The 26101-nt window shown below is 62.7% G+C and carries 23 protein-coding genes; 10 read left to right on the top strand and 13 right to left on the bottom strand.

What is annotated here, in order from left to right; all coding sequences use genetic code 11:
• Positions 1-76 precede the first annotated feature (76 nt).
• Positions 77-1921, top strand: coding sequence for a putative bifunctional diguanylate cyclase/phosphodiesterase (locus HTY61_RS10475; protein WP_175276738.1), 1845 nt, complete (start codon positions 77-79; stop codon positions 1919-1921).
• Between the two features lie 130 nt (positions 1922-2051).
• Here HTY61_RS10475 and HTY61_RS10470 read toward each other — a convergent pair whose 3' ends face one another.
• Both HTY61_RS10470 and HTY61_RS10465 read right to left on the bottom strand, forming a co-directional pair.
• Positions 2052-3650 (bottom strand): methyl-accepting chemotaxis protein, encoded by a 1599-nt coding sequence (locus HTY61_RS10470; RefSeq protein WP_175276737.1) that lies wholly within the window; start codon positions 3648-3650, stop codon positions 2052-2054.
• Positions 3647-3889, bottom strand: coding sequence for a hypothetical protein (locus tag HTY61_RS10465; protein ID WP_175276736.1), 243 nt, complete (start codon positions 3887-3889; stop codon positions 3647-3649). The genes HTY61_RS10470 and HTY61_RS10465 overlap by 4 nt, the downstream gene beginning before the upstream one ends.
• 506 nt (positions 3890-4395) lie before the next feature.
• Between HTY61_RS10465 and HTY61_RS10460 the strand changes: the two genes are divergently transcribed.
• From HTY61_RS10460 to HTY61_RS10450, 3 genes are read left to right on the top strand one after another with little or no spacing between them, the layout of a single operon-like run.
• The gene (locus HTY61_RS10460; protein WP_175276735.1) at positions 4396-5118 is read left to right on the top strand and encodes an ABC transporter ATP-binding protein; all 723 of its coding nucleotides are present in this window, start codon (positions 4396-4398) and stop codon (positions 5116-5118) included.
• Between the two features lie 25 nt (positions 5119-5143).
• The gene (locus HTY61_RS10455; protein WP_197945304.1) at positions 5144-7486 is read left to right on the top strand and encodes an ABC transporter permease; all 2343 of its coding nucleotides are present in this window, start codon (positions 5144-5146) and stop codon (positions 7484-7486) included.
• Between the two features lie 3 nt (positions 7487-7489).
• Positions 7490-8707 carry an efflux RND transporter periplasmic adaptor subunit gene (locus HTY61_RS10450; protein WP_175276733.1) on the top strand — a complete coding sequence of 406 codons (1218 nt, stop codon included), beginning with the start codon at positions 7490-7492 and terminating at the stop codon, positions 8705-8707.
• Here the strand turns inward: HTY61_RS10450 and HTY61_RS10445 are convergent, their stop codons facing one another.
• Together HTY61_RS10445 and HTY61_RS10440 are read right to left on the bottom strand one after the other, a co-directional pair.
• A complete protein-coding gene (locus HTY61_RS10445; protein WP_175276732.1) occupies positions 8708-9934 on the bottom strand; it encodes an NAD(P)/FAD-dependent oxidoreductase in 1227 nt (408 codons plus the stop codon). It lies immediately after the preceding gene.
• Between the two features lie 106 nt (positions 9935-10040).
• Positions 10041-11723 (bottom strand): winged helix-turn-helix domain-containing protein, encoded by a 1683-nt coding sequence (locus HTY61_RS10440; RefSeq protein ID WP_175276731.1) that lies wholly within the window; start codon positions 11721-11723, stop codon positions 10041-10043.
• A gap of 380 nt (positions 11724-12103) precedes the next feature.
• Here HTY61_RS10440 and HTY61_RS19700 point away from each other — a divergent pair, with 380 nt between their 5' ends.
• Positions 12104-12367, top strand: coding sequence for a DUF1127 domain-containing protein (locus tag HTY61_RS19700; protein ID WP_428978260.1), 264 nt, complete (start codon positions 12104-12106; stop codon positions 12365-12367).
• 106 nt (positions 12368-12473) lie between these two features.
• Here the strand turns inward: HTY61_RS19700 and HTY61_RS10430 are convergent, their stop codons facing one another.
• The 6 genes from HTY61_RS10430 to cysG are packed head-to-tail and all read right to left on the bottom strand — an operon-like array spanning position 12474 to position 17931.
• The gene (locus HTY61_RS10430; RefSeq protein WP_175276729.1) at positions 12474-13313 is read right to left on the bottom strand and encodes a ferredoxin--NADP reductase; all 840 of its coding nucleotides are present in this window, start codon (positions 13311-13313) and stop codon (positions 12474-12476) included.
• Positions 13314-13328: 15 nt separating this feature from the next.
• Complete coding sequence (locus HTY61_RS10425) at positions 13329-13781, bottom strand: DUF934 domain-containing protein (protein WP_175276728.1); 453 nt, start codon at positions 13779-13781, stop codon at positions 13329-13331.
• A complete protein-coding gene (locus tag HTY61_RS10420) occupies positions 13778-14533 on the bottom strand; it encodes a phosphoadenylyl-sulfate reductase (RefSeq protein ID WP_246272778.1) in 756 nt (251 codons plus the stop codon). The genes HTY61_RS10425 and HTY61_RS10420 overlap by 4 nt, the downstream gene beginning before the upstream one ends.
• A complete protein-coding gene (locus tag HTY61_RS10415; protein WP_175276726.1) occupies positions 14523-16196 on the bottom strand; it encodes a nitrite/sulfite reductase in 1674 nt (557 codons plus the stop codon). Before HTY61_RS10415 ends, HTY61_RS10420 begins: the two co-directional genes overlap by 11 nt.
• Positions 16197-16214: 18 nt before the next feature.
• Positions 16215-16517, bottom strand: a complete 303-nt coding sequence (locus HTY61_RS10410; protein WP_175276725.1) for a DUF2849 domain-containing protein — start codon at positions 16515-16517, stop codon at positions 16215-16217.
• Position 16518: 1 nt separating this feature from the next.
• Complete coding sequence (gene cysG / locus HTY61_RS10405; RefSeq protein WP_175276724.1) at positions 16519-17931, bottom strand: siroheme synthase CysG; 1413 nt, start codon at positions 17929-17931, stop codon at positions 16519-16521.
• A gap of 269 nt (positions 17932-18200) precedes the next feature.
• On the opposite strand from cysG, the gene hemA reads away from it, so the two are divergent.
• From hemA to HTY61_RS10390, 3 genes are all read left to right on the top strand, one after another.
• Entirely contained in the window at positions 18201-19418 is a 1218-nt protein-coding gene (gene hemA / locus HTY61_RS10400; protein WP_197945302.1) for a 5-aminolevulinate synthase, read from the top strand.
• Between the two features lie 65 nt (positions 19419-19483).
• A complete protein-coding gene (locus HTY61_RS10395) occupies positions 19484-19873 on the top strand; it encodes a c-type cytochrome (RefSeq protein ID WP_246272777.1) in 390 nt (129 codons plus the stop codon).
• A gap of 183 nt (positions 19874-20056) precedes the next feature.
• On the top strand, positions 20057-21034 hold the full coding sequence (locus tag HTY61_RS10390; RefSeq protein ID WP_175276722.1) for a DUF808 domain-containing protein: 978 nt from the start codon (positions 20057-20059) through the stop codon (positions 21032-21034).
• Here the strand turns inward: HTY61_RS10390 and HTY61_RS10385 are convergent.
• The gene (locus tag HTY61_RS10385; RefSeq protein WP_175276721.1) at positions 21031-21975 is read right to left on the bottom strand and encodes an alpha/beta hydrolase; all 945 of its coding nucleotides are present in this window, start codon (positions 21973-21975) and stop codon (positions 21031-21033) included. The two genes, HTY61_RS10390 and HTY61_RS10385, sit on opposite strands and share 4 nt — an antisense overlap.
• 128 nt (positions 21976-22103) lie before the next feature.
• Here HTY61_RS10385 and HTY61_RS10380 point away from each other — a divergent pair, with 128 nt between their 5' ends.
• On the top strand, positions 22104-23891 hold the full coding sequence (locus tag HTY61_RS10380; protein ID WP_175276720.1) for a hypothetical protein: 1788 nt from the start codon (positions 22104-22106) through the stop codon (positions 23889-23891).
• Positions 23892-23987: 96 nt separating this feature from the next.
• Positions 23988-25637, top strand: coding sequence for an energy-dependent translational throttle protein EttA (ettA, locus tag HTY61_RS10375; protein WP_175276719.1), 1650 nt, complete (start codon positions 23988-23990; stop codon positions 25635-25637).
• Between the two features lie 3 nt (positions 25638-25640).
• Here ettA and HTY61_RS19610 read toward each other — a convergent pair whose 3' ends face one another.
• On the bottom strand, positions 25641-25775 hold the full coding sequence (locus HTY61_RS19610) for a hypothetical protein (protein WP_281367531.1): 135 nt from the start codon (positions 25773-25775) through the stop codon (positions 25641-25643).
• A gap of 63 nt (positions 25776-25838) precedes the next feature.
• Positions 25839-26042, bottom strand: coding sequence for a hypothetical protein (locus tag HTY61_RS19500; protein WP_246272776.1), 204 nt, complete (start codon positions 26040-26042; stop codon positions 25839-25841).
• Between the last annotated feature and the right edge of the window lie 59 nt (positions 26043-26101).

The following is a 26101-nucleotide window of genomic DNA, read 5'->3' as shown; positions in this document are numbered from 1 at the left end:
GCGCGGTCAGGGGCAGTTAACGCACCATCAATACCTGTCTGCAAGCTATCACCGGGTTTTGTGGATCGAGTTTCGTATGTCGAGACCTCAGGTCAAGCAGGAACGCCAATCGCAGGCAGTGCACGACGCGGCCATCCGTGCCCGCGAAGACCTGCCGCTTGCCCTGATTGACGGGACGATGCGCACGATCGGGATCGACGAAATCCCGGACGGGGTTCTTGTCGTGGACGCGGAGGGCCGGATTGTTGCGGTCAACTCGGTCATCGGGAACCTGTTTGGCTACCGGGACGACGAATTGATCGGCGAGGCCGTCGAACTGCTTGTTCCGGAGCGGTTCGGAAATCACAAGAAGATTCGCCGGCGGTTTCAGGTCCGGCCCCATGAAAAGCCGATGGGGCGCGTCCAGGAGATATTCGGTCGCCACAAGGAAGGGCACGAGATCCCCGTAGACATGTGGCTCAGGCCAATGGGCGCCGATGGAACGATGGTCTGTTTCGTGCGCGACATTTCCGATCATGTCCGCCTGTCCGACGAAATCCGTAAGGCATCCTATCTGGACGTGGTGACGGGTACTCGGAACCGTCGCGCCTTCAACGAGGACCTTGATCGTATCCTCAAGACCATGGCGCCGGAATCGAATGGCACCGGGGTCGCCATTTTCGATATCGATCATTTCAAGGATATCAACGATTCGCTGGGCCACCACAGCGGCGATCGGCTGCTTATGGAATTCTGTGAACGGCTGGGCGAAATCCTGCGACCGGACATGCGTCTTTACCGCATAGGCGGAGACGAATTCGCCCTGATTCTTCCCGATTGCCCCGATCACGTGACGGCGCAGGAATTCGTCAACACGGCCATCCGGTTCATTCGCCGGCCCTTCATGATCGAGGGGCATCGGATCGGTATCGGCTGCAGCGCGGGTATCGTCCATGCGCCGACCGACGGCAAGACGGCTCAGGATCTGGTCTCCAACGCCGACCTCGCCCTCTACGAGGCCAAGTCCATCCGCGGCACGTCTTCCGTGTTCACTCCGCATCTGCGCGCTGCGGTCGAGGACCGCTTTTCCCTCGTGTCGCAATTGCGCGCGGCCGTCGAGGAGGGCCAGTTCGAGCTGCACTACCAACCCCAGGTCGATATCGGTTCCGGGGCGATTGCCGGCGCGGAGGCCCTGTTGCGCTGGAGGCATCCCGTGCGGGGCCTGTTGCAACCCGGCCAGTTCATCGAGGTCTTGACCAACAACGAGGTGTCCATCGACGTGGGCCGCTGGACCCTGTTCGAGGCCTGCCAGCAGGCCGCATCGTGGCAAGTCAAGGCTGATCGTCCGGTTCGCGTTGCGGTGAACCTCTTTCCCTGGCAGGTCAGGACGCGCCGGTTCTTCGATGACGTCCGTGAGGCAGTGGCGAATGCCGGGCTCGGTGCGCACCTGCTCGAGCTGGAGCTGACGGAAAATACGATCATCGACTCCTCCGAGGATTTCATCAAGATCCTGACTCAGGTGCGTGAGCAGGGCGTCGGTGTCGCCCTCGACGATTTCGGTACCGGTTTCGCGTCCCTGAACAGCCTCACGCGCTTCCCGATCGACACGATCAAGATCGACCGCTCCTTCGTGCGTGACGTCGGCAGCGGGAAGGGGAACTGGCCGATCTTGCGCATGATGCCGAAACTTGCCCGCGATCTGGGCATGACCACTGTTGCCGAGGGAGTCGAAACCGCCGAAGACGCGATGATGATCCAGCATTTCGGCTTCGACACCGGTCAGGGATACTACTGGGGCAAGCCGGTTCCCGCTGACGAGTTCGTCGCGATGTTGCAGAACGGCGGAAGCGACAAGCCGTCCGGAGAGCCGCGCGAGATCAAGCCGGTGCGGATTTCCGCGCTCGAGGAAATCGTCAAGCGCCGTTTCCCGATGTACGGCTAGGAGGAGACTGCCGGCGATGCCGGCGCGACGAGCGCCGCCGCCGGATCAGGGTACATGTAGAAACAGAAGGGCCCTTCCGCGATGTTGCGCGGAAGGGCCCTTGTTTTCCTGTAGGGCGGGGTGGACCCGTCTATGCCGCCGCAGTGGCCCGTTCGGTTTCGGCTGCCTCGCCTGATAGGCGGAACCGGCCGACGAGATCGGCCAGGTCACCGGCCTGCGTGGTCAGTTTGTGCACGACGGCGCTGGTCTCTTCCGCCATCGTTGCATTGTATTGCGTGACCTCGTCCATTTGCGCCACGGCCTTGCTGATCTGGTGCAGGCCGGCCGCCTCCTGCTGCGATGCGGTGGCGATACCCTGGATCGCGGTGTTGATCTCGCCGACATATCCCGAAATCGAATCCAGCGCCTCGCCGGCTGCCTTCACGAGATCGACTCCCGTCGAGATCTCCCCGGTGGACTTGTTGATAAGGTCGGTTATCTGCTTGGCCGCGTCGGCGGAACGCTGGGCCAGTTCGCGCACCTCCTGGGCGACGACGGCAAACCCCGCACCGGCTTCGCCGGCCCGCGCGGCCTCGACGCCGGCATTGAGTGCCAGCAGGTTGGTCTGGAAGGCGATCTCGTCGATCACGGAAATGATCTGGGCGATCTCGTGCGAGACGGCTTCGATCCGGCCCATCGCGTTGACGGCGTCGCGGACAACGACACCGGAGGTTTCGGTCGTCTCGCGTGCCTCGTTGGCCTTGGCTGCCACGCTGCTTGCCTTCTTGGAGGTTTCCGAGACGGTCGAAGCCATCTGTTCGAGAGAAGCGGATGTTTCCTCCACTGCCGCTGCCTGCTGTTCGGTGCGCCGCGAGAGATCGTTGGCCGAGGTGTCGATTTCTCCGGCATACGCACGGATCGTGCGCACGTTGCCGTTCACCTCGTGAAGCGCGGCCGACAGTATTTCGACCGACTTGTTGAAATCGACGCGCAACCGGTCGAGTTCGCCGGGGAACGGCGTAGTGATTTGTGCGGTAAGGTCTCCCTCGGCCATCGTCTTCAAATGGTCTGCGAGCGTGTCGACAACGGTGCGTACGGTCTGGGCTTCCTCCGCCTTGGCTCGCTCCCGCGCCAGGCGCTCTTCTTCGGCCGATATCCGGGCCGCTTCGGCCTCGCGGCTGCTGCGGTCCGCGGCCTCCCGCGATTCCTGCGAATCCGCGAGCGCCCGCTCCGCGTCAGCGAAGGCGTTTGCCATGCTCTGTGTCATCTTGAACAGGATTCCGGCTTCGACAAGCAGGATTATCGCGTGCAATGCCACGCGGGCGAGAGTTGCTTCTCCCGGAAAGACGGCGGCCGGAAGGACGACATAGAGCGCCAGGTGGTGCAGTGCGGTCACGGCCGTGAAGGCAGCGATCGGTCGCCAGTCGATCCAGGCTGCGGTAATTGCCAGCGCTGCGAAGAAATACATGTGCATGTCGATCTGCAGCGGTGAATCGATGAAGCCGTAAACCAGCAAGGCGACCAGGCCTGCCTGCGCTGCTCCCGTGGCCGTTCTCGTTGCCGGCCCGGTCCGGTCGGCCATCCAGGAAACTGTTGCCGCTGCTGCGAGAAGTACGGCACCACCGACCATCACGGACCAGTTTGCATCCGTTCCCCAGACGGCGCGCGTCGCAACCAACAGAACGTTGAACCACAGCATTGATATGACGAGAATGGACGCCCTCTGGCGCAAGGTCGATAGTCCGTTCATGTCGAGGCTCCTCTGAAACACGTCGCGGCGAGCCGGCCATCAAGCGTTAACAACGCGCCGGCAGCAAACAGGCGATTGACAAAGTCCGGCGATGATCCTTCGGCAACGGCGAGCCAGTCGCCGCGTCCCCCGTCCACCAGCGTGCCTCCGGCATCAGCGATGATCGCGATGACGCGATCGGGCGAACTCCACGGCGGCGCGACAACCACGACCCGGTTACCGGTCGGTACCGCGGCCATCGCCGCAATGACCGCGAAAGCGGCGAGAAAATTTCCCGCCAGGATAAGGCGTTGCTTCCGGATTTGGCATTTTGGGCTGGATGGCATGTCCTGACTCGTTGGAAACGTCCGGCGCGGCACCGCACCGTTGACGTCGTGTCAGACTTCATGTCGGATTGTAATTGGCTTCATTGCCTTAGTAACGACTACTAATTCCGGTTTAACGGGGGGTTAAATGATGAAGCAGAAATTCCTCTGCTTTGTCGGATGGAAAAGTTTCTGCGGTGGGATTTTCTCGTTTTCCGGTGTTGTAGATTGGGAATCTGCCGCGTTTGCGGGCATCTGTCGGGAGGAAAACTGTCGGCGGCCGTTGAGTACATTCAGGCGAGCGAGTGGCTCGTGTATCGGAAAGCGTGTGGCAGGCGTGAATTTCCCGAACGACGCTTGAGAAGGATCAACGCACCCGTTTTTTTGGGGTGGCACGATTGGTGCCCAAAGCGGACGGAATTTGTGCCAGAGGGGGCAATATGGAGGCACGTCCGGAAAACGAGATTGTTTTTCGCACCGAAGACATCACCAAGGTTTATGATACGGGCGAGGTGAAGGTCTATGCGCTCGCCGGGGTCGATCTTCAACTCTACAGCGGCGAGTTGGCGGTGTTGCTTGGTCCTTCCGGAAGCGGAAAGTCAACTCTGCTCAATATCCTCGGCGGCCTGGACCGGCCTACGACCGGTGACGTCTGGTTTCGCGAAAGTCGCCTGACCGGGATGAACGACCGCGAACTCACGCGGTTCCGGCGCGATCATGTCGGTTTCGTGTTCCAGTTCTACAATCTGGTCCCCAGCCTTTCGGCCCGGGAGAATGTGGCGCTTGTCACCGACATTGCACGCGATCCGATGCCGGCGGAGGAGGCGCTTGATCTGGTCGGTCTCGGGCATCGCATGGATCATTTCCCGGCGGAGATGTCGGGGGGCGAACAGCAGCGGGTGGCAATCGCCCGCGCGATAGCCAAGCGGCCGGAAATCCTGCTTTGCGACGAGCCGACCGGGGCGCTCGACATCAGGACCGGGGTAACCGTTCTGGAGGCGTTGAACCGGATCAACGAGCAGTTCGGCACGACGACCGCTGTGATCACCCACAATGCGGCGATCCGCAAGATGGCGCATCGGGTCGTCCGGTTCCTTGACGGGAAGATCAAGGAAGTGGAAGTCAACGAGTCGCGCATCATGCCGCACGAGATCCAGTGGTGATGCGGTGAGGGCGCTCGACAAGAAATTGCTCCGTGATTTACGCCGCCTGTGGGCGCAGGGCCTGTCGATTGCGCTCCTTCTTGCCTGCGGTGTGGCCGTGTTGCTGATTTCATACGGCATGTACGGTGCGTTGCAGAATACCCGGGCGGCCTACTACGAGCGCAACCGTTTCGCGGACATATTCGCCTCGGCCACCCGCGCTCCGCGCAGCCTTGAGAGCGAGATTTCCGGTATCGAGGGTGTCTGGGCGGTGGAACTTCGTACCGTCAAGGATGCGGTGCTCGATCTGCCTGATCGCGTGAAGACCGCGACCGGGAGAATTATCTCTCTGCCGTCCGACAACGGTGCCGTGCTGAACGTGCCGCTCGTCAGGTCGGGGCGGCTTCCGGATCCCGAGGCTTCCGACGAAATCATGGTCAACGAGCCTTTCGCCCAGGCGAACGGCTACCGGCTTGGAGACGTGATTCACGCCAACCTCAACGGACGCAAGCGACCGCTCACCATCGTCGGTACCGCCCTTTCTCCGGAATATGTCTACACGATCGGTCCCGGCGCTCTGATGCCCGACAACGAGAATTTCGGAATATTGTGGATGTCGGAAAATGCGGCATCGGCTGCCTTCGACATGTCCGGCGCGTTCAACGACGTCAGCTTGAAACTGACGCTCGATGCCGATCCGGAGGAGGTGATCGATCGGCTGGACGATATCCTCGAACCCTATGGCGGGACCGGAGCCTACGGACGCGACCAGCAGATGTCCGATGCCTTCATCGACTCCGAGTTGCTCGGGCTCGAGACCACGGCGCGCATCCTGCCGCCGGTGTTCTTCGGAATCGCCGCGTTCCTGGTCAACATGGTGATCGGCCGCATCGTTGCGCTGGAGCGCAGCCAGATCGGCCTGATGAAGGCGCTGGGCTACACCAATTTCGCGGTGGCGATGCACTACATCGCGCTCGCGGTGTTGATCGCCGTGTTCGGCGTGCTGATCGGCTGGGCGCTCGGCACATGGGCCGCCCGCGGCATGGCTCTCATCTATGCCGAGTTCTTCACCTTTCCTTACCTGCTCTTCAGCGTGTCGAAATTCACCTACGTTCTTTCGGGTGCGCTCGGCATCCTCGCCGCTGCGCTCGGTGCGGTGTTCAACGCGCTGAAGGCTGCGCGGCTGGATCCCGCCATTGCGATGCAGCCGCCCGCGCCGCCCAATTTCCGCCGGGGACTGTTCGACAGGCTGCTGGCCGCGATGCGGCTGAAGCAGCCGACCATGATGATCCTGCGTGGCATCACGCGTTGGCCCCTGCGCGCGTCCTTGACTTCGCTGGGCATGGCGTTCGGCGTTGCCGTTCTTATTGCCTCCAGCTTTTTCGAGGATTCCATGGAGGAGATCATCGACGTCGCCTTCTTCCAGTCGAACCTGCAGGACGGCGTGCTGTTGTTTACCTCCGAGCAGCCCGTTTCGATACTTTCCGAGGTCGAGAGACTGCCCGGCATCCTTCGGGCGGAGGGACAGCTCAACCTGCCGGTCAGGCTGACCAATGGCCATCTCGAGAAGCGTGTGACCGTCGAGGGCAGCTGGCCGCAAGCCGACCTGAGCCGTGTCATCGACCCGGACGGCAAGGTCATCACGGCGCCGCAGGAGGGAATTCTGCTCACCAGGCGGCTTGCCGGCCAGCTCGGGGTCGCACCGGGCGATCCGGTCGATGTCGAATTTCTGAGCGGGCGTCGCGAGAGCCACAGACTGACGGTAAGCGGCGTTGTCACGCAGTATTTCGGAATCGGAGCCTACATGAACGCGGAGCATCTGGCGCGGCTGTTCCGCCAGTCGCCCCGCATTACCCATGCGAATGTCCTGATCGACGAGGCCAGGATCGACGACCTGCACCGCGAGTTGAAGAACATCCCGAAACTCGCTGGCCTGATCTTGCTCACCGATACGCGCGAGAAATTCCGCAGCACGATCAAGGAGAACATGGTGATCCAGTCGATGATCTATATCACCATCGCTGCCATGATAACCATCGGCGTCACCTACAACAGCGCGCGCATACAGCTCTCGGAGCGCGCGCGCGAACTGGCGAGCCTCCGCATCCTCGGTTTCACCAATGCCGAAGTGTCGTACATCCTGATGGGCGAGACGCTGATTCTCGCCGTCGTCGCCCAGCCGATAGGCTGGGTTCTGGGTGCGACGATCGCCTGGGGCATGAGTTTCGCCTTTGCAAGTGATCTCTACACCATCCCGGTTGTGCTCAAGAGCCACACCTACGGGTTTGCCAGTTTCGTCGCGATCGCCGCCGCTGTCGGTTCGGTCCTGGTGGTGCGTCGTCGCCTTGATACGCTCGACCTTGTCTCGGTCATGAAAACGCGGGAGTAGTCAATGCCGTTCAATCTTCGCACGAATGTGGGAATTCTGGCGGGCCTCGCGGCTCTGACCGGTCTGCTCTACGTGACGTTCCGGGATGATCCCGTTCCCGTGGATATTGTCTCTGCGAAGCGAGACGTCATGCGCGTGACGGTCGATGCCGACGGCAAGACCCGGATAAAGGATATTTACGAGGTTTCGGCCCCGATCGCGGGCACCGCGCAGCGCTCGCCTGTGGCGGTTGGCGAAAGGGTGGTAGGTGGCGAAACGGTTGTTGCCGTGGTTCGGCCGGCGGAAATAGGTTTTCTCGATGCGCGCACCCGCGTCCAGGCCGAGGCGGCGGTCCGGGAGGCGGAAGCCGCCCTTCAGGCTGCGGATACGTCCGTGCGCCAGGCCGAGGAAGAGCTGAATTACGCCATCACGCAATATTCCCGCATCCAGACGCTGGTGGACCGCGGTGTCGCTTCCCTGACCCAGCTTGAGGATGCGGCCCAGATCAAGGCGCTGCGTGAGGCGGCGCTCGATGCGGCCAGGGCCAATCGCGCGGCGTCCGAGAGCGCGCTCGAACGCGCCAGGGCGGCGCTGATAGAGCCGGGGCTGATGCAGGATGGCGAGGTCGACGAGAATTGCTGCGTGCCGATCCTGGCCCCGGCTGACGGCGTCGTGCTCGATATCGTCAATGTCAGCGAACGGCCCGTTCAGGCCGGTACGCCACTGCTCTCCATCGGCCAGCCCGACAACCTGGAAATCGTTGCCGACATTCTTTCGTCGGAAGCCGTGCGCATAGAGGAGGGGGCACCGGCACTTGTCGAGCGATGGGGCGGCGAGGAGACGCTGCATGCCAGGGTCCGCGAAATCGAGCCGGCGGCCCGCACCAAGGTCTCGGCCCTCGGCATCGAGGAACAGCGGGTTGATGTGACGCTCGATTTCGAGAACGGGGAAATCGCGGGAAAGGGCCTCGGCAATGGCTATGCGGTCTTCGTGCGCATAATCGTCTGGGAAGGCAGCGATGTCCTGCAGGTGCCCGTTTCGGCCCTGTTCCGCGCGGACGGGGAATGGGCACTTTTCATCTACGACGAGGGTGTCGCCCGCCAGGTCCCCGTCGAGATCGGACGCCGCAGCGGGCTGATGGCGGAAATCGTGTCCGGCGTCGAGGAGGGCACAATGGTAATCACCCATCCGAGCGACCGGGTGGCCGATGGCGTTGATGTCGTTGACCGGTCGACGCTCTAGTCAGCCCTGGAGTGCCTTCATCGCGGCGCGGAGGTCGAATTCCGGGTCGGCGATTTGATAGGGCGTGATCTCTGCGCCGGCATCGAGAAACTTTCGGCACATTGCGTAGGTCGCCGCGTCGTTCAGGCAGTCGACGGCGATGAACCGTCCCTGCCGGAAATAGAAATGCGAAACCGAGCCGTCCCGCTTCCCCGGCCGGACGACGACGGAATCGTAGCCGCGGTTCAGTCCCGCGATCTGCAGTTTCATGTCGTACTGGTCCGACCAGAACCACGGATTGGGGCGATAGGTCTTGTCCATGCCGCAGATATTCGCCGCCACGACGGCAGCCTGGTCATGCGCATTCTGCACGGATTCCAGCCTGGTCGGCATGTTGTCGAACGGCAGGACGGTGCAGTCGCCGGCCGCGTAGATGGATGGATCGGAGGTTCGCCCGTGATCGTCGACCACGACGCCGGCGGCCACTTCCAGCCCTGCCGCCTCGGCAAGCTCCACATTCGGCGTGATCCCGATTCCCACGATTGCGAGATCGAGCGGCAGTACCTGGCCATCGGCCAGCCTGATGGCGGTGGCATTGCCGCCGGATCCGATCAGCCGCTCTATTCGGGTGTTCTCGAGGATGGTCACGCCGTGTGCGGCGTGGAGGGCGCGGAAGGCATCCGCCGTTTCCTTGCAGGCGACCCGGTTGAGGATGCGCTCGGCGGCTTCGATGACGGTGACGTCGAGTCCCTTTTTCGCCGCTTCAGCGGCCGCTTCGAGCCCGATATATCCGCCGCCGATCACGACCAGCTTTCGGCCCGGCTTCATGAGTTCCATGAGGCCGTCGGCATCGGCAAGCGTGCGCATGACGCGAATATTTGCCAGATTTCCGCCCATTTCGGTCGCGAGTCGCCGCGCGTCCCCCCCAGTCGCGAGTACGAGCGCGTCATAGTTCAGCCTTTCACCCGAGGCCAGGTGGACGTGCTGAGTTCCCCGGTCGATGGAAGTCGCTGAATCGCCAAGCCTGAGCGCGATCCGATTTTCGTCGTACCACTCGGCGGGACGCAACCGGAGCCTGTCCAGGCTCATTTCGCCAGACATGTAGGCCTTCGAGAGCGGTGGCCGCTGATAGGGCAGTTCGTTCTCCGCGCAGACAATTGTGATGTCCATCTCCGCGTTGTGCTGGCGCAGCGCCGCTGCCGCGGCCACGCCCGCGTGGCTTCCCCCGATAATTACCGTGTGTGGCATGCAAGTCCCCGGATGAATGAAAGTGGCGGAGCGGTTTCGCCTTCCGTTCATTAGCAAATACCGGAGCCAGTTTGCGATCGCAATTTGTCAGAATGCTCGGCTGGGACTACGAGGCGGAACTCCGTCTGTCTCTTGTTTTCTGTCTGCTGGTATGGGCCCGCCTCCGGCTGGCGGTCCTGCTCGCCCGGACCGTCGCACCGGTTTCCGGGAAGTAGTGTGCTATCTCATCGGCGAGGACGTCCCGCCCGAACCGCAGCAACAGATGCGAGGTGGGGCCTTTGAGGATATTGGCACCGTGTTCTTGGAAGCGGAATAGTCGGGCGGATACGTAGTTCATCCAAATCAGCAGGTCCCGTGCGCGCTCGAGGCTCATGGCCTCGAAAAGGGCTCGTGTTTCCGGATGAAGGTCCACGCTCGTGTCGGGTGCGAACATGACGGACAGTCCGGCCCTGGCCGCCGGAAACCTGTCAAAGAGATCGTTAAGGAGAATATCGACCTGCTCGCGGTCATCCTTTGCTATCAGAGCCTGGCACTTCAGGACAAACAGGTAGAAATAGAAGTCCGACCCCGGCTCGCAGATTTCGAAACCCCGCTCGTACAGTGCCAGAGCCTCGTCGATATCACCCAGCAGCATCTGAAGTTGGCCATATGTGGTGAAGGCAGTGGCAAACGCCGTACTGGAGTGAAAGGCGTTTTCTATGATTTCCGCTCCCAGGGAACGGTGTCCTCTGTCGAGGAAATAGAGCAGCTTGCCCGCGGCCATCATCAGGACGGGATTGTCATTGAGGTGAGGAAGGCTGGTCAGAAGCAGCCGTTCCATCTCGTCCTCGTCTTCCCGCCGCCGGTCCGTGCCTCGCGGTTTCACGGTTCCGGTCATGATGTATTTCGAATGCAGGCAAGTGGCGAGCATCACGGCCGCGTCATGGCTGGACGGATTGCTTTCCAGCGTGGAACGAAGGCGGGCCTCGGCTTCCATCCAGCTCGGATTCTGCGTCAGCATCGCGGCAGCGTCGTGCATGCGCACGGCGAGCGGCTTGTCGGGCGGTGGCTGCGCCAGCGCCTCCTCCTGCGCCAGGGCCTTCCAGACTGCGGACCAGATGTCGGTCGCGATGGCCTCGACGGTTTCGGGAAGGTTCTCGCCCTGTGCCGAAAGTGCTTCGGCAAGCGTGTGCCTTGATGCCCGGATGATCTGGCCGGTAGCGAAGCGCTTCAGTACCAATGCACAGTCGAGCCTGTCGCCAACGAGCAGGAAGTTCAGGTCCACCGCGAACTGAGGCGGATCCGAGGGGAACCGGTCGGGGCCCGGGCAATTCTCGTCTACGACTATCTCGTGCTCCTTTGCCAGCTTGGCGCCGATCTGCGTGGCCAGTATTCGGGCGAAAGTGCGTGCCAGTCCCGCATGTGGCCCAATGAAGCGCAATCCCCGCAGCGGACCGACCACGAGAAACGCGTGCTGTGCCATTAGCGAAGGCGCGGCGCGCTCGGCTATCCACACGTAGCCCTCTCCGTACTGGGTCGCGATGAACCTGGCGTTGCGAGCGGAATCTCCGAGTTTCCGGCGCAGTCTGTTGATCAGGAAATCGACATTGCGGTCTGAGGCATCGGATCCGGGACCGGCAAGGGCATCAAGCAAGGTATCGCGCGACAGAACGATGCCGGGATGTTTCGAAAACGTCTTCAACAATATCCGTTCCGCCCGGCTGAAACGGACAGAATTGCCTTCCTTGTCCATGCAATAAAGGAAGTTCGGGTCGAACTCCTTGTCGACGTATACGATGGTGCCCCTCATGTTTGTTGCAATAGGCATATTTTGACCATTGGCGCCAGATTAGAGAGTGGATCGCAAGCAAATTATACGCAGAAAAATCCAGTGAAGACGAAAAATGTTTTCAGATACTCTAGGTGTGTGGAAATGCAAATATTTCTACAACAATCTAGAGGTAGTCTGTTCAATCCTTTGTTACTCTAAATTGGCGGGTTCACCATGAGGAATGGAATCTTTGCCGGTCTGGAAGCAATCGACCGGGTTTCGGTCATGCGCAGGGCGCGGAACCGATGGCTCTGGAACGTGGTCCGGGTGGGCGTTGTTGACCGACTCCTGCGCGTTTTCCGCAGCGCAGGCGACGGGCTGGCATCGCGCAATTCCCGGATCGGGGGAGTGTCACCGAGATGAGCACCTATTCGGAATTCCAGGGACCGGCGACAAGCCGGACGAATGCTGCCGAAAAATCGAAACCAGCTGTCAGGGTTATAGTCTGGTTGGACAGGATGTCATGCGCGTTCATTCAATTCCCGCGGATGATCATGCGCAGGCGGAAACTTGCCGCGCTCACCGACAGGCAGTTGCGGGATATCGGCGTTTGCCCCTCGGAAGCGGGACGTCGTCGCAGGGCGGCAGTTGAGCCCGATCCCAATCTGGAGGGGTTGCGCTAGGCCTGCCTCTCTCCACAAGGCGCGTTGATCGCACCGACGCCGATTCCCGAGAAAGCGCCCGTCGGAAACGCGGGCGCTTTCGATTCCCGGGAGACCGGAACAGGGGTCAGAGAATTGTGCTCTCGCCGACGAAGCTCTTTTCCAGCACGAAATGGCCTGGCTTGGAATTGGCGCCTTCCTCCATCCCGGCGGCCTCGCACAGCTCCTTGATTTCCAGGTTGAGGCCCATCGAGCCGCAGATCATCACCCGGTCGTCATCCCGGGTCCATGCCGGCGCACCGATATCGGCAAAGAGTTCGCCGGAGCGGATCTTGTCGGTGATGCGCCCCATCTTCGGCGAATCCTCGCGCGTCGTCGTCGGGTAGTAGACGAGCTTGCCATCCACCATCTCGCCGATCAGTGGGTCGTCGATGAGGCTTTCGATCAGCTTGCGGCCATACTCCAGTTCGGCAACCTCGCGACAGGTATGTGTGAGGATGACCTGCTCGAACTTTTCGTAGACTTCGGGATCGCGGATCAGCGAGGCGAAAGGCGCGATGCCGGTTCCTGTGGCGATCATGTAGAGACGTTTGCCAGGAAGCAGCGCGTCGACGACCAGCGTGCCGGTCGGCTTCGTTTTCAGGATAACCTGGTCGCCCGGCTTGATATGCACGAGCTTGGAGGTCAGCGGCCCGTCAGGGACGGCGATGGAATAGAATTCGAGCTCTTCGTCCCATGAGGGAGAGGCGATGGAATAGGCACGCAGGATCGGCCGCCCGTTGTCTCCCGGCAGGCCGATCATGACGAACTCGCCCGAACGGAACCGCAGGCTTTGAGGCCTGGTTAGCCGGAATGAAAACAGCTTGTCGGTCCAGTGCGTGACCTCGGTCACGGTCTGGCCGTCGGGTAGCGGAGTGGCGACGTTCACGGGCGCCCCGGTTTCTTTGATTGAGGTCAGGTCGTTCATATGCGGATTTTCCTATTAGAACGTTCGGGCGCTCGTCTGCAATCGCATCTGGTAGAAATGGTTTTGCCATTCTGCTCGCGCGAGCCATTGTTCCTCCGGCTGGCGTGCTGCAATTTCGTCGGAGATGGCCACCTCGTCGAACCCGACACGGCGCGCTTGGCCATATTGGTCGGCGATGAGATGACCCTCCGCCCGCAGCCGGCCGGTGTAGCCCGCTTGCCGCAGCCGTCTGGCCAGTGAGAAGCCGCGCCCGTCGGCGAAGGACGGGAAGGCAATGGAGACAAGCGCCACCTGCTCCGGCAACGGAAGAATACTGTCCGGATCGGTGTCGTTGTCGACGCAGAGTGCGATGGCACCCGGCAGTCCCGATATGTCAGCCGTGCGAAGCTGTTCGAGAGACATCACGGTGAATGCACCGCTGGCGACTTCGTCTTCCGCAAAACCGTTGTCGGTGACGATGATGCTCATGATTGTTTCCATGCGCCGGCGTCGCCTGAGCGAACCAGCTTTCCGTTTTCGAAATGTATGCCGCACTCGGTCTTGTCCAGGCCACGCCAGCGTCCGGCCCGCTCATCCTCGCCGTTCTTGACGGGACTGGTGCAGACCGCACAGCCGATCGAAAGATAACCATGGCTGACGAGCGGGTGTTGAGGCAGATCAAATGCCGCGAAATGTGCTTTGACGTCTTCCTTCGACCAGTAGGCGAGGGGGTTCACCTTCAGCTTGCCGTCCCGCGAACGTTCGAAGATGTCGACGCTTTCGCGCGTCACCGCCTGGAAACGCTTGCGCCCGGTTATCCAGCCGTCGAAGCCTTCGAGTGCGTTGCTCAGCACCTGCGTCTTGCGAAAGTCGCAGCAGGCGTCGGGATCGGTTCGATGCAGGCGGCCATTGGGGTCGATCTCGCGGACGGTTCTGCTGTCCGGTGCGACGGTGCGTACGTCGGTCAGGCCGAGGCGGCTCACAAGCTCGTCCTTGTATGCGAGTGTTTCGGCAAACAGCATCCGCGTGTTGATGAAGATCACCGGGGCCGCGGGATTGGCCTCGGCGATGAGATGCAGCAGCACCGCGGACTCCGCGCCGAACGAGGAAACGACCGCGATCTCGCCGTGCTTCTTGTCCACCAGCACCTCACGCAGCACTGCGCGTGTATGCGCCAAGGACGACTGGCCGCTTGCTGGCGTTGCCTCGGCATTCTTCAGCTTGATACTGTCATGCGGCACGGGCCTTGTCTCCGTTTTCGCCATAGATCGCCTGCTTGAACGGCTCCGCGCCGAGGCGCCGGTAGGCTTCAAGGAAGGTTTCCGACGCATCCTCGCGTAGCGCCAGGTAGGCCTCGATGATCGCCTCGATCGCCGGCACAATGTCTTCAGCGTCGAATCCCGGCCCTGTCCGTTCGCCTATTGTCGCTGATTCCGTGCCGTCGCCACCCAGGGTGATCTGGTAGTTCTCGCGCCCAGCCTTGTCCAGCCCGAGAATGCCTATGTGCCCCACATGGTGGTGGCCGCAAGCATTGATGCAGCCCGAGATCTTGATCTTGAGCGGGCCGATTTCGCGCTCCAGATTCAGTTCGTCGAACCGCTTGGAAATTGCCTGGGCAACCGGGATCGAGCGCGCAGTCGCCAGCGAGCAGTAGTCCATGCCGGGGCAGGCGATGATGTCGGAGAGGAGGCCGATATTTGCGGTCGCCAGGCCGGCTTCGCCCAGCGCCGCGTAGACGGTCGGAACGTCCGCCTTGCGCACGTGCGGCAGGATGATGTTCTGCTCGTGGGAGACGCGCAACTCGTCATGGCCATAGCGCTCGGCAAGATCGGCGAGCACGCGCATTTGTTCCGCCGTGGCGTCGCCCGGCGTGCCGCCGATGGGCTTCAGGGACACGGTCACGATGCCGTAGGCGGGGTTCCTGTGTTCCGCGACGTTGGTCTCGACAAAGGAGCGGAAGGCCGGATTATCTGCCTGTGCCTGCTCATATGCGAGCGACTGCGTGTTTTCGAACTCCGGCGGTGCAAAGGCTTCCTCGATCTGCCGTATCAGGTCCGCCGGAACCCCCGGGAATGCCCGTTTCTGGCGTTCGAAGGCGTCTTCGATCCGGGCCTTGAGCTCATCGAGGCCTGTCTCGTGTACCAGTATCTTGATGCGTGCCTTGTACTTGTTGTCGCGTCGTCCCGACAGGTTGTAGACCTGCAGGATCGCCTCGAGGTAGGGCAGCAGGTCGTCCTTTGGCAGGAATTCTCGCACCGTCTTGCCGATCATCGGAGTCCGGCCAAGCCCGCCGCCCACGATTACCTCGTAGCCGGGTTCGCCGGCTTCGTTGCGCACCATGCGCAGGCCGATGTCGTTCGCCTTCGTCACCGCTCGGTCGTTGGGCGATCCCGACACGGCGATCTTGAACTTGCGCGGCAGGTACTGGAATTCCGGGTGGTCGGTCGACCATTGGCGCACCAGTTCCGCCGTCGGTCGCGGATCCTCGATCTCGTCGGCGGCGGCTCCGGCGAAATGGTCCGCGGTCACGTTTCGGATGCAGTTGCCGGAGGTCTGGATCGAGTGCATTTCCACGTCGGCCAGCAATTCGAGGATATCAGGCACATCCTTCAGGCGCGGCCAGTTGAACTGGATGTTCTGGCGCGTGGTGAAATGGCCGTAGCCCTTGTCGAAACGCTCGGCGATCAGCGCCAGCTGACGCATCTGCCGGGAATTGAGCGTGCCATAGGGGATTGCAACCCGAAGCATGTAGGCATGCAGTTGCAGGTAGAGTCCGTTCTTCAGCCGCAACGGCTTGAATTCGTCTTCCGTGAGCGATCCGTCGATGCGGCGCCGGACCTGCTCGCGGAATTCCGCGACCCGGTTGCGCACGAAGGCTTCATCGAAATCGTTGTAGCGGTACATGTAGCCCGTATCCCGTTATCAGGTTTCTGCCTGCTTGCCGTGAAAGTAGTTTGATGGTCCGCGCGTGCGGAACACCTCGCGGAAATGGACCGGTTGCGGGCGGTTGTCCTCGCCGATGTCCGTTTCCGCGAGATATGGTCCGACCACGCGGTTCTCCTGCGCCTGCGCGGCGGCCAGCAGCTGTTCGGCAGCCTCCCGCGACCAGGCGACCACCGCTTCGCCGATATCGCGTGACCAGTTGTGCGAGGCCGTGAAATAGACGACATCGCCCTCGATCAGGTCGTTTGCGGTGACGATACGCGGCTTGTATTCGCGAGCCATTTCAAAGGACTCCGGTCTTTTCGTGAATCGGAACTTCAGCGACCTGAATCGGATTCGCGGTCCGGCGGGGTGCCAAGCCGTAGAGCAGGACGGCAGGTCCCGATATCCGTGCGGTCTCCAGCGCTTCCGGCAGGGTCAGGATTGTGGTGACGACGGTTTTCTGGTCCGGACGGGAAACGTTCTCGACCACCGTGACCGGCGTATCCGCCTTCGCGCCATGCATCATCAGCCGGCCGCGAAGGAAGCCCGCGGCCCGCACCCCCATGTAGATCGCGGCCGTCGCGCCCGGTTTCGCCAGCTCGCGCCAGTCATGTTCGGCAAAGCCCTCCATGTCGCGTCCGGTCAGGAAACGAACCGACGAATTGCGTCCGCGCCGCGTCATCGAAATTCCGGATACGGCGGCGGCCGCCGCAGCCGCGGTGATGCCGGGTACGACCTCGAAAGTGATACCCGCAGCATCAAGCGCGTCGATTTCCTCGTCGAGGCGCCCGTATATGCCGGGATCGCCGGATTTCAGCCGGACCACCTGAGCACCGCGCCGCGCGTGCTCGATCATCAGCGCGTTGATGTCCTCCTGCCGCCAGGAGGCGCCGTAACCGGTCTTTCCCGTTTCGACGATGATGGCTTCCCGCCGCGCCAGTTCCAGGATGGGCTGCGGCACCAGGCGGTCATGCAGCACCACGTCGGCCTGGTCGATCAGGCGCCGTGCCTTCATGGTCAGCAGGTCGGGATCGCCGGGGCCGGCCCCGATCAGCGCGACGTTGCCCTGCCTCGGCCGGGACTCGATGGCATCGGTCAGGAACTCTTCCAGCTTTGCCCGCGCGCCGGCTTCGCCGCCGGACTTGAGGGCGGCATCGCCCTCGCCGGAATAGTAGCGGGCCCAGAAGTCGCGCCGCCTGCGGCCCGACGGGACAAGCTCGGCACGGCCGCGGAAGCTCCTGCCGATCCTGGCGAGGATCCCCAGCGAGGCGGGCAGGCGTTCTTCCAGTTCGGCCTTGATCCTGCGCGCCAGCACAGGCGCCGAACCTTCCGTACCTATGGCAATCGTGACCGGATCGCGATCGACGATCGCCGGCGTGATGAATTCGGAATCCTCGAGATTGTCGACGATGTTGACCGGCACTCCGGCCTGCCTGCCGATCTCGGCGGCGCGGGCATCCTCGTCCGCATCGTCATTTGCAGCATAGAGCAGCGCCGCGCCGTTGGCATCGCCGTGCCGGATGGGATGCCTGGAAAGGGTGACGCGGCCTTCGGCAGCCCACTTCTCGACTTGCGGCGACGGCGAGGAGTCGAAAACGGTGATCGACGCCTCGGTCTTGAGCAGGAGACGCAGTTTCGAAACGGCGCAATCTCCCGCTCCGGAGACGATGACATGCCGCCCGGATAGATCGAGAAAGATCGGAAAATGACGCATTTCGAGCCTCGTTCTTCTTCGCCCGGAAGTTATGCGGCATGCCGTCATGCAACGAGGGCGCCGATTCCAAATGTGGCCCGATCAGGGGAAATCTGTTTCATTGGCGCATGCAGTTGACGATACTTGATCGGAATCAATGCGTGAGCGCGCTTCGGGAACGTAGAGAAGTAGCGCACTTTTGACGCATTCCAAATTGCGAGAGCGCCCGCTATATGAACGCGAAAATCATGGGTGGCGGTTTCTTGCACCGTCCAACGGAGGCCCGGGGCTTGGATTACGAACAGTTTTTCGCCGACCGTCTTTCCAGCTTGCGCGAGGACGGCAACTACCGCGTTTTTGCGGATCTTGAACGCCATGCGGGGGAATTTCCGAAGGCGACGCGCTACCGCGAGGACGGGTCGACCCAGGACGTGACGGTTTGGTGCTCGAACGACTATCTGGGCATGGGCCAGAACGACAAGGTCGTTGCGGCCATGCACGAGGCGATCGACAAGTGCGGCACGGGGGCGGGCGGCACCCGCAACATCTCCGGCACCAACCACTACCACGTGAAGCTGGAGCGCGAGCTTGCCGACCTGCACGGCAAGGAGGCGGCGCTGATCTTCACGTCGGGCTATGTCTCCAACTGGGCGGCGCTGGGCACGCTGGCCTCGAAGGTTCCGGGCATGATCGTCTATTCGGACGCGCTCAACCATGCCTCGATGATCGAGGGCATCCGCCATGCGCGCTGCGAGAAGCGGATCTTCAGGCACAATGACTGGCGCGATCTCGACCGCCTGATGGCGGCCGACGACCCGGCGGCGCCGAAGCTGGTGGCCTTCGAGAGCGTCTACTCGATGGATGGCGACATCGCGCCGATCGCCGAGATCTGCGACGTCGCCGACAAGTACAACGCGATGACCTATCTCGACGAGGTTCACGCGGTGGGCATGTACGGGCCGCGCGGCGGCGGTGTCGCGGAGCGCGAGGGCCTGATGGACCGGCTCACGGTGATCGAGGGGACGCTGGGCAAGGCCTTCGGGGTGATGGGTGGCTACATCACCGGCTCGCGCAACCTGATCGACTTCGTGCGGTCCTTCGCATCGGGCTTCATCTTCACCACGGCGCTGCCGCCGGCATTGGCTGCGGGCGCGACGGCGTCGATCCGGCATCTCAAGCAGAGCGCGGCGGAACGGGCTGCGCACCAGGCCAATGTGGCGCGGGTGCGCGCGGCGCTGGACCGGCAGGGCATCCCGCACATGCCGAACCCGAGCCACATCGTTCCGGTGATGGTGGGGGATGCGAAGAAGTGCAAGTGGCTCTCCGACATCCTGCTGGACCAGTACGGGATCTACGTGCAGCCGATCAACTATCCGACGGTTCCGGTAAAGACGGAACGGCTGCGCATCACGCCGACGCCGCTGCACACCGAGGCGGACATCGACCATCTTGCCTCCGCACTCAGCGACCTGTGGTCGCAATGCGCGCTGGCAAGGGCCGTGGCCTGAACTACATGACGTCCTGGAGGGAAGGGGCGTTTCGCAACCAATTGACATGGGATTGGAGGATGATCGTGAAATTCGCAACCGCATTGATAGCCGGCGTCGCCATGCTGGCCGCTTCGGGCGCATACGCCCAGGAAATCACTGGTGACCCCGCCGCCGGGGAGAAGGTCTTCAAGAAATGCAGGGCCTGCCACGCAATCGACGGCAAGAACAAGGTCGGTCCGCATCTCGACGGCGTCTATGGCCGTGTTGCCGGTTCCGTGGACAAATACAAGTACTCGGTCGGGCTGAAGAAGTTCAAGGAGGAAGGGCTCGTCTGGAATGCCGAGACGCTCGCCCAATACCTGCCGTCGCCCAAGGACATGGTCGAGAAATCGAAGATGACCTTCAAGCTGACCAAGGAAAAGGACATAGAGAACGTCATCGCCTACCTGGCGCAGATCAGTGGTGTGGAATAGTCCGCATCCCGCTTGGTCTGATGATATTCAGGGGAACCCCGCCCGTTCGGCGGGGTTTTTCTTTGCGCCTTCGGCAAGGCAATGTATCTCTTTGCGCAATGGCGGTTTTCTTCGCCTTTTTTGCGCCGCCCCGACCGGTAATCTGCTGGCTCGTTCCGGGCACATGAGCTGTGAGGTAGGATAATGAGTGGTCTTCTGGCGCTCCTCGACGATGTCGCCACGATTGCCAAGGTAGCTGCGTCCTCGATCGATGACGTGATGGGGCAGGCAGTCAAGGCTGGAGCCAAGGCATCCGGGGCGGTCATCGACGATGCCGCGGTGACGCCGAAGTTCATCCACGGCTTCGAGCCGGCGCGCGAATTGCCGATCGTCTGGCAGATCACGAAGGGGTCGCTGCGAAACAAGCTCCTCGTGCTGTTGCCGGTCGCGCTTCTCCTTTCCGCCTTCGCGCCCTGGGCGATAATGCCGCTTTTGATGCTCGGCGGAGCCTATCTCTGTTTCGAGGGAGCCGAGAAGATCGTTCACGTCCTCCATCCCGGTCACGGGCCGGAAACAGGTTCCGGTACGGCTGTTTCCGACGATCCCCTGCATCTCGAAAAAGAGAAGGTGGCCGGCGCCATCAAGACGGATTTCATCCTGTCGGCAGAGATCATGACCATCATCCTTGCCGCCATACCGGAGAGCAACTTCTGGCTGGAGGCGTCTACGCTTGCCGCTGCCGGCGTGGGTATCACCGTCATTGTCTATGGCGGCGTGGCACTGATCGTGAAAGCCGACGATGTCGGCCTTCACATGGCTCAGAATGGCCGTTTCGGCATCACCCGCGCAGTCGGTCGTGCGATCGTCCGCGGCATGCCGGGCTTTCTTAAGGCGCTGACGACCATCGGCACCGCCGCGATGCTTTGGGTCGGCGGGTCAATCGTCGTGCACGGCCTGGAATCGCTCGGCTTTGCATGGCTGGCTCACTGGATTCACGACCTCGCCGCTGCGGCGGGGCATGCGGTTCCCGCCGTGGAGGGCGCGGTGGAGTGGGCGGCCAAGGCGACGATGGACGGCGTGCTCGGGCTGGCGCTCGGTTTGCTGCTGATTCCCGTCGCCGGTACGGTGTTCGCGCCGATATGGGCAGCCGTTACGGGCGGTCGGTCGTCCGGGGGGCACTAGGCGGCCCTTGCCGGCAGTTTCGCACGCAACCAGCCGAGCAGGGCTTCCACCGCCACCTCCCGGCCCATCTCGTTCAGCGTCTCGTGCCGGAAGTCCGGATGGATTTCCAGCGTGACATCGGAGAACCCCGCCTTGCGCATGCGTTCCGCCTGTGCCTTCACATTCTTGCCGAATGCCGTAGAGGGATCGGCGCCGCCACCGACGAGATTGTAGGGCAGCCTCCTTGCCGCGTCGGACGCAGAGGCGACATCGGTTCCCGCCGAGACGAGCCTGAACAGGTCGGCCCACATGCCGACGCTCGCCGGCCAGCCGCACAGGGGATCGGCGATATAGGCATCGACGATTGCCGGATCGCGGGAAAGCCAGTCGAATTCGGTGCGCCGGTTCTTCACCGCCTTCGCCCAGGCGCCGAAGGTCAGTTTCGGCATCAGCACCGACGGAACGTCGGAACCGAGCCGGAAGCGTTCCCATGCGATCACGAGCTTGCCGGCGTGGAACAGCGGTTCGGTCGTCAGGTTCGCGTTCCATATGGCTGCCGCCGAAAGCCTGTCCGGAAAACGCAGGCAATAGGTCATGGCGATGATCCCGCCCATCGAATGGCCGAACAGGACAAGGGGCAGATCGGGGTGTTCCGCCGCGATCTTGTCCTGTACCGAGGCGACGTCGTTCAGCACCACTTCCACGCCGTGGCCTCCGGTATCGAACACGCCCGCCGGCGCCCCGGGCGCCACGGTGTAGCCGTGGCCGCGGTGATCGTGTGCATAGACATGGAAGCCGGCCTCGGAGAGCGTCCGCGCGAAGGAGGCGTAGCGTTCACCGTGTTCGGCAAGTCCGTGCAGGATGTGGACCGCGCCGCGTGCTTCGCCGACGGCCGGTTCGTGGCGCAGGCAAAGCTCGGCGCCCGTCGCCGAAACGTGAAGCTGGCGTTGCGAAAATTCCATTCCTTGATCCTTCCTGTCTCAGAATTGCTGGCATGCCCCGGAACCTGTCAAGCTGATGCATGGCCGCTTAACGGTTTTGCAATGCTTCGCCAGCCAAGTCCCTGCAAATCGGCAAGCCTGAAGATGGCATGGATATGGGGTTGAGATCACTGGCGTGGACCCGGCACGGCCCGCTCCTGGCATTCCTGGCGGCGGGACTGGCGGTCATCGGGTTCGATCTCGTCGACGGCAGCCGATTCATGGTCGATGTCGACGATCGCATGCGCGCGCTGCAGATCCACGACCTGCTTGCCGATGGTGACTGGTTCGACCGCACGCTGCCCTTCATCGACATGCCCGAGGCATATGTCTCGCCTTGGTCGCGGCTGGTCGATCTTCCCTACGTCTTGGCCGTCCGCGCGCTTTCACCGATTGGCGGCATCGATGCCGCTATGGCGCTGGCGGTCGGTATCTGGCCGCTTCTGCTTTTCATCCTGTTTGCCGTGCTGGCGGTCCGGGTGATGCGATCGATCGTGGGCGGCGCTCCGCGCGCGCTTCATGCGGCAATTGCCGTGCTGCCGATGGTTTTCGCGTTGTGGGACTTCGTGCCCGGTCGCATCGACCATCACAATGTTCAGCTCGTCTTGATGCTCGCTATGCTTGCCGGGCTTGTCGATTTCCGTCCTGGGCGCGGCGGCACGGTGGCGGGGATCGCCGCAACGCTGTCGATCGAGGTCGGTCTGGAATGTCTGCCATATATCGCCGTTGGCTTCGGCTCGCTGGCGCTTCTGGCCGCGATGCGCGGAAATGAGGCCGTATTCCGGCTGCGCGCTTGCGGGCTCGCCTTTGCCCTGTCGGCGGTTCCGGTTGCGCTTGCCTTCTCCGGTCCGGCCGCCGTGTTGGCCGCTGCCTGCGACGCCATGTCGGGTTTCTGGGTGGCCGCGATCCTGCTTGGCGGCGCGGTGGCCGCCATTGTTCCGGTGTCGTGGCGCTTGCCGGTCCTTGCCTCCTCTGCCGCTCGCCTTGCCTCTCTCGCCATCGCCGGCGCGCTCGCCGCCGGTGTCCTTGTATGCGCCTTCCCGGCCTGCCTTGACGGGCCATACGCCATGGTCGATGCGGTGTCGCGCAGCCTGTGGCTTGATCGCCTCGACCAGGAATCGGGTGCCGCCGTCCTGTTTGAGAACGGTGCGATCGGCATTCTGGGCATGCTGCTCGTCTTTCTTGTCGTGCTCGGTTTCGCCTTGCCGCCGGCGTTGCGCCGGTTCCGCACCGGCGCGCCCGCCGCCATGCTGGTCTGGTCGGTCGCCGCAGTGTCCCTCGTGCAGGCATTCCTGATGCTTCGCGCCATTCCGTTTCCTTCGGCTTTCGTCTCTGTGTTGCTGCCGATGGTCCTGCGCGATGCGTCCGCCGCCACGGTCAGGCGGCGCCTGTTGCCCGCCATGCTTTCCCCGCTCCTGCTTGCCGCTCTCGCCGCGCCGCTGTTTCCGGCATCGGGCCGCGTCGACGCGGTCGACCTGATGATCGGCGACGAATGCGCCGGTGAGGATTTCTCCGTGCTGGGGCGTGTCGCGCCGGGCCGTGTCCTCAATCCTCTGGCGCTGGGTATCCCGATCGCGAATGAGCGTGGCGACCACACGGTCGCGGCCGTGCCTTTCCACCGGGCGGCCCCCGGTATCCGCCGCTCCTTCGTCGCCTTCACCGCCGCCCGTCTCGATGAGCGGCGCGAGGCGCTCGAAGCCTTTGCCTATGTGGCCGTTTGCCGGCGCGAAACGTCTGGGGAGCTTTCCGGCGCGCCACTCTTCGAGGCTTTGCGGCAAGGCCGGCGCGTTGCCGGTATCATCGAAATTGATCCCGGCAATTCGTCGCGTTTCCGGCTGTACCGGCTGGATGCCTCGGTTCCCGGCGCATTCGCCCTTCCCGGGGACGCCGTTCGCTAGCCATTTCGCGAGGCAGGGCCGCCGGGTGGATTGCTCCTGCGCGCCGTTTGGCCTACACACGCGCGGACATCCCAACAATCCGATCCGGAACACGAAATGGCACGCCAGTTCATCTACCACATGTCCGGCCTCAACAAGGCCTACGGCTCCAAGAAGGTCCTCGAGAACATCCACCTGTCCTTCTATCCGGACGCGAAGATCGGCATTCTCGGGCCGAACGGCGCCGGCAAGTCGACCGTGCTGCGCATCATGGCCGGCCTCGATACCGAGTACACCGGCGAGGCCTGGCTGGCCGAGGGCGCGACCTGCGGGTACCTGCCGCAGGAGCCGCAGCTCGACGAGAGCCTGAACGTGCTCGGCAATGTCATGGAAGGCGTTGCCGACAAGAAGGCGATCCTCGACCGCTACAACGAGCTGATGATGAACTATTCCGACGAGACGGCGGAGGAGGGAGCGAAGCTCCAGGACATCATCGATTCGCAGAACCTCTGGGATCTCGATTCACAGGTCGAGATGGCCATGGAGGCGCTGCGCTGCCCTCCGGGTGACGCCGCCATCGAGAATCTCTCCGGCGGCGAGAAGCGCCGGGTCGCGCTCTGCCAGCTCCTGCTGCGCCAGCCGGACCTGCTGCTGCTCGACGAGCCGACCAACCACCTGGATGCAGAGACCATTGCATGGCTGGAAAAGCATCTGCGCGAGTATCCGGGCGCCGTGCTGATGGTCACGCACGACCGCTACTTCCTCGACAACGTCACGGGCTGGATCCTCGAGCTCGACCGCGGGCGCGGCATTCCCTACGAGGGCAACTACACCGCCTATCTCGAGGCCAAGGCCAAGCGCATGGAGCAGGAGGGGCGCGAGGAGGCTGCCCGCCGCAAGGCGCTCGCCCGCGAGAAGGAGTGGATCGCATCCTCTCCGAAGGCCCGCCAGGCCAAGTCCAAGGCGCGCATCAAGGCCTATGACGAACTGGTCAGGAGCGCCAACGACCGCCGTCCAGGCGATGCCCAGATCATCATTCCGGCCGGTGAGCGGCTCGGCAACGAGGTCATCGTCGCCGAGAACATATCCAAGGCCTATGGCGACCGGCTGCTGATCGACGATCTTTCCTTCAAGCTGCCGCCCGGCGGCATTGTCGGTGTGATCGGCCCCAACGGCGCCGGCAAGACGACCCTGTTCCGCATGATCACCGGCCAGGAAAAGCCGGATTCCGGTTCAATCACCATCGGCGAGACCGTCAATCTCTCCTATGTCGACCAGAGCCGCGATTCCCTCGACCCCGAGAAGACGGTCTGGGAGGAGATTTCCGGCGGCGTGGATGTCATCAAGCTCGGGCCGCACGAGATGAATTCGCGCGCCTATTGCGGCGCCTTCAACTTCAAGGGCGGCGACCAGCAGCAGAAGGTCGGCACGCTGTCCGGCGGCCAGCGCAATCGCGTCCATCTGGCGAAGCTGCTCAAGGAGGGCGGCAACGTGCTGCTGCTCGACGAGCCGACCAACGACCTGGATACCGAGACGCTGGGCGCGCTGGAGGAGGCGCTGGAGAACTTCGCCGGCTGCGCCGTGGTCATCAGCCACGACCGCATGTTCCTCGACCGCCTCGCCACCCACATTCTCGCATTCGAGGGCGACAGCCATGTCGAGTGGTTCGAGGGCAACTTCGAGGAATACGAGCAGGACAAGATCCGCCGCCTCGGCCCCGACAGCGTCAATCCGAAGCGGGTGACCTACAAGCGGCTGACGCGGTAACGTTCACTCCACCCGGCAGCAGAACGGGAAGAACGGCGCGCCGAGTCCCGGCGCGCCCGTCGGCGTGAAGGTGAAATCGAAAAATCTGTCGCTCTCGTCCTGGCAGGCGCCGGGCGTGTAGGCGATCGTTCCGGTCACCGGGTGGCTGGTCGTGAACTGTCACGGATTTTCCGAAGTGAAAGTCACGCTGCCCGGCGTCGTCTAGATGCCGGCGCCGGAAAAGGCGTCGATGAAAGCCGACGTCATCGACCCGTTGCAGGAGAGCTCCACCGCCCAGTTGGGTTCGAAGCCGGAACAGACCATCTTCTGGCCGGGCTGTAGCAGGCCGTTGCAGGAGAGGTCGGCGGCGACGGCGGGGCAAGCGAAAAGGATGGAAATGGCCAGGACGGGAGATGGCGCGCGCATCGGTATGACTCCTCGGTCGGCCCCCCGGCCGGTCTCAAGCCTAGCACGATGGGGGCTTG

The organism is Oricola thermophila (assembly GCF_013358405.1).
GTDB classification, from domain to species: domain Bacteria; phylum Pseudomonadota; class Alphaproteobacteria; order Rhizobiales; family Rhizobiaceae; genus Oricola; species Oricola thermophila.
The sequence above is the reverse complement of the archived record's forward strand: the minus strand, read 5'-3'. Positions and strand labels throughout refer to the sequence as shown.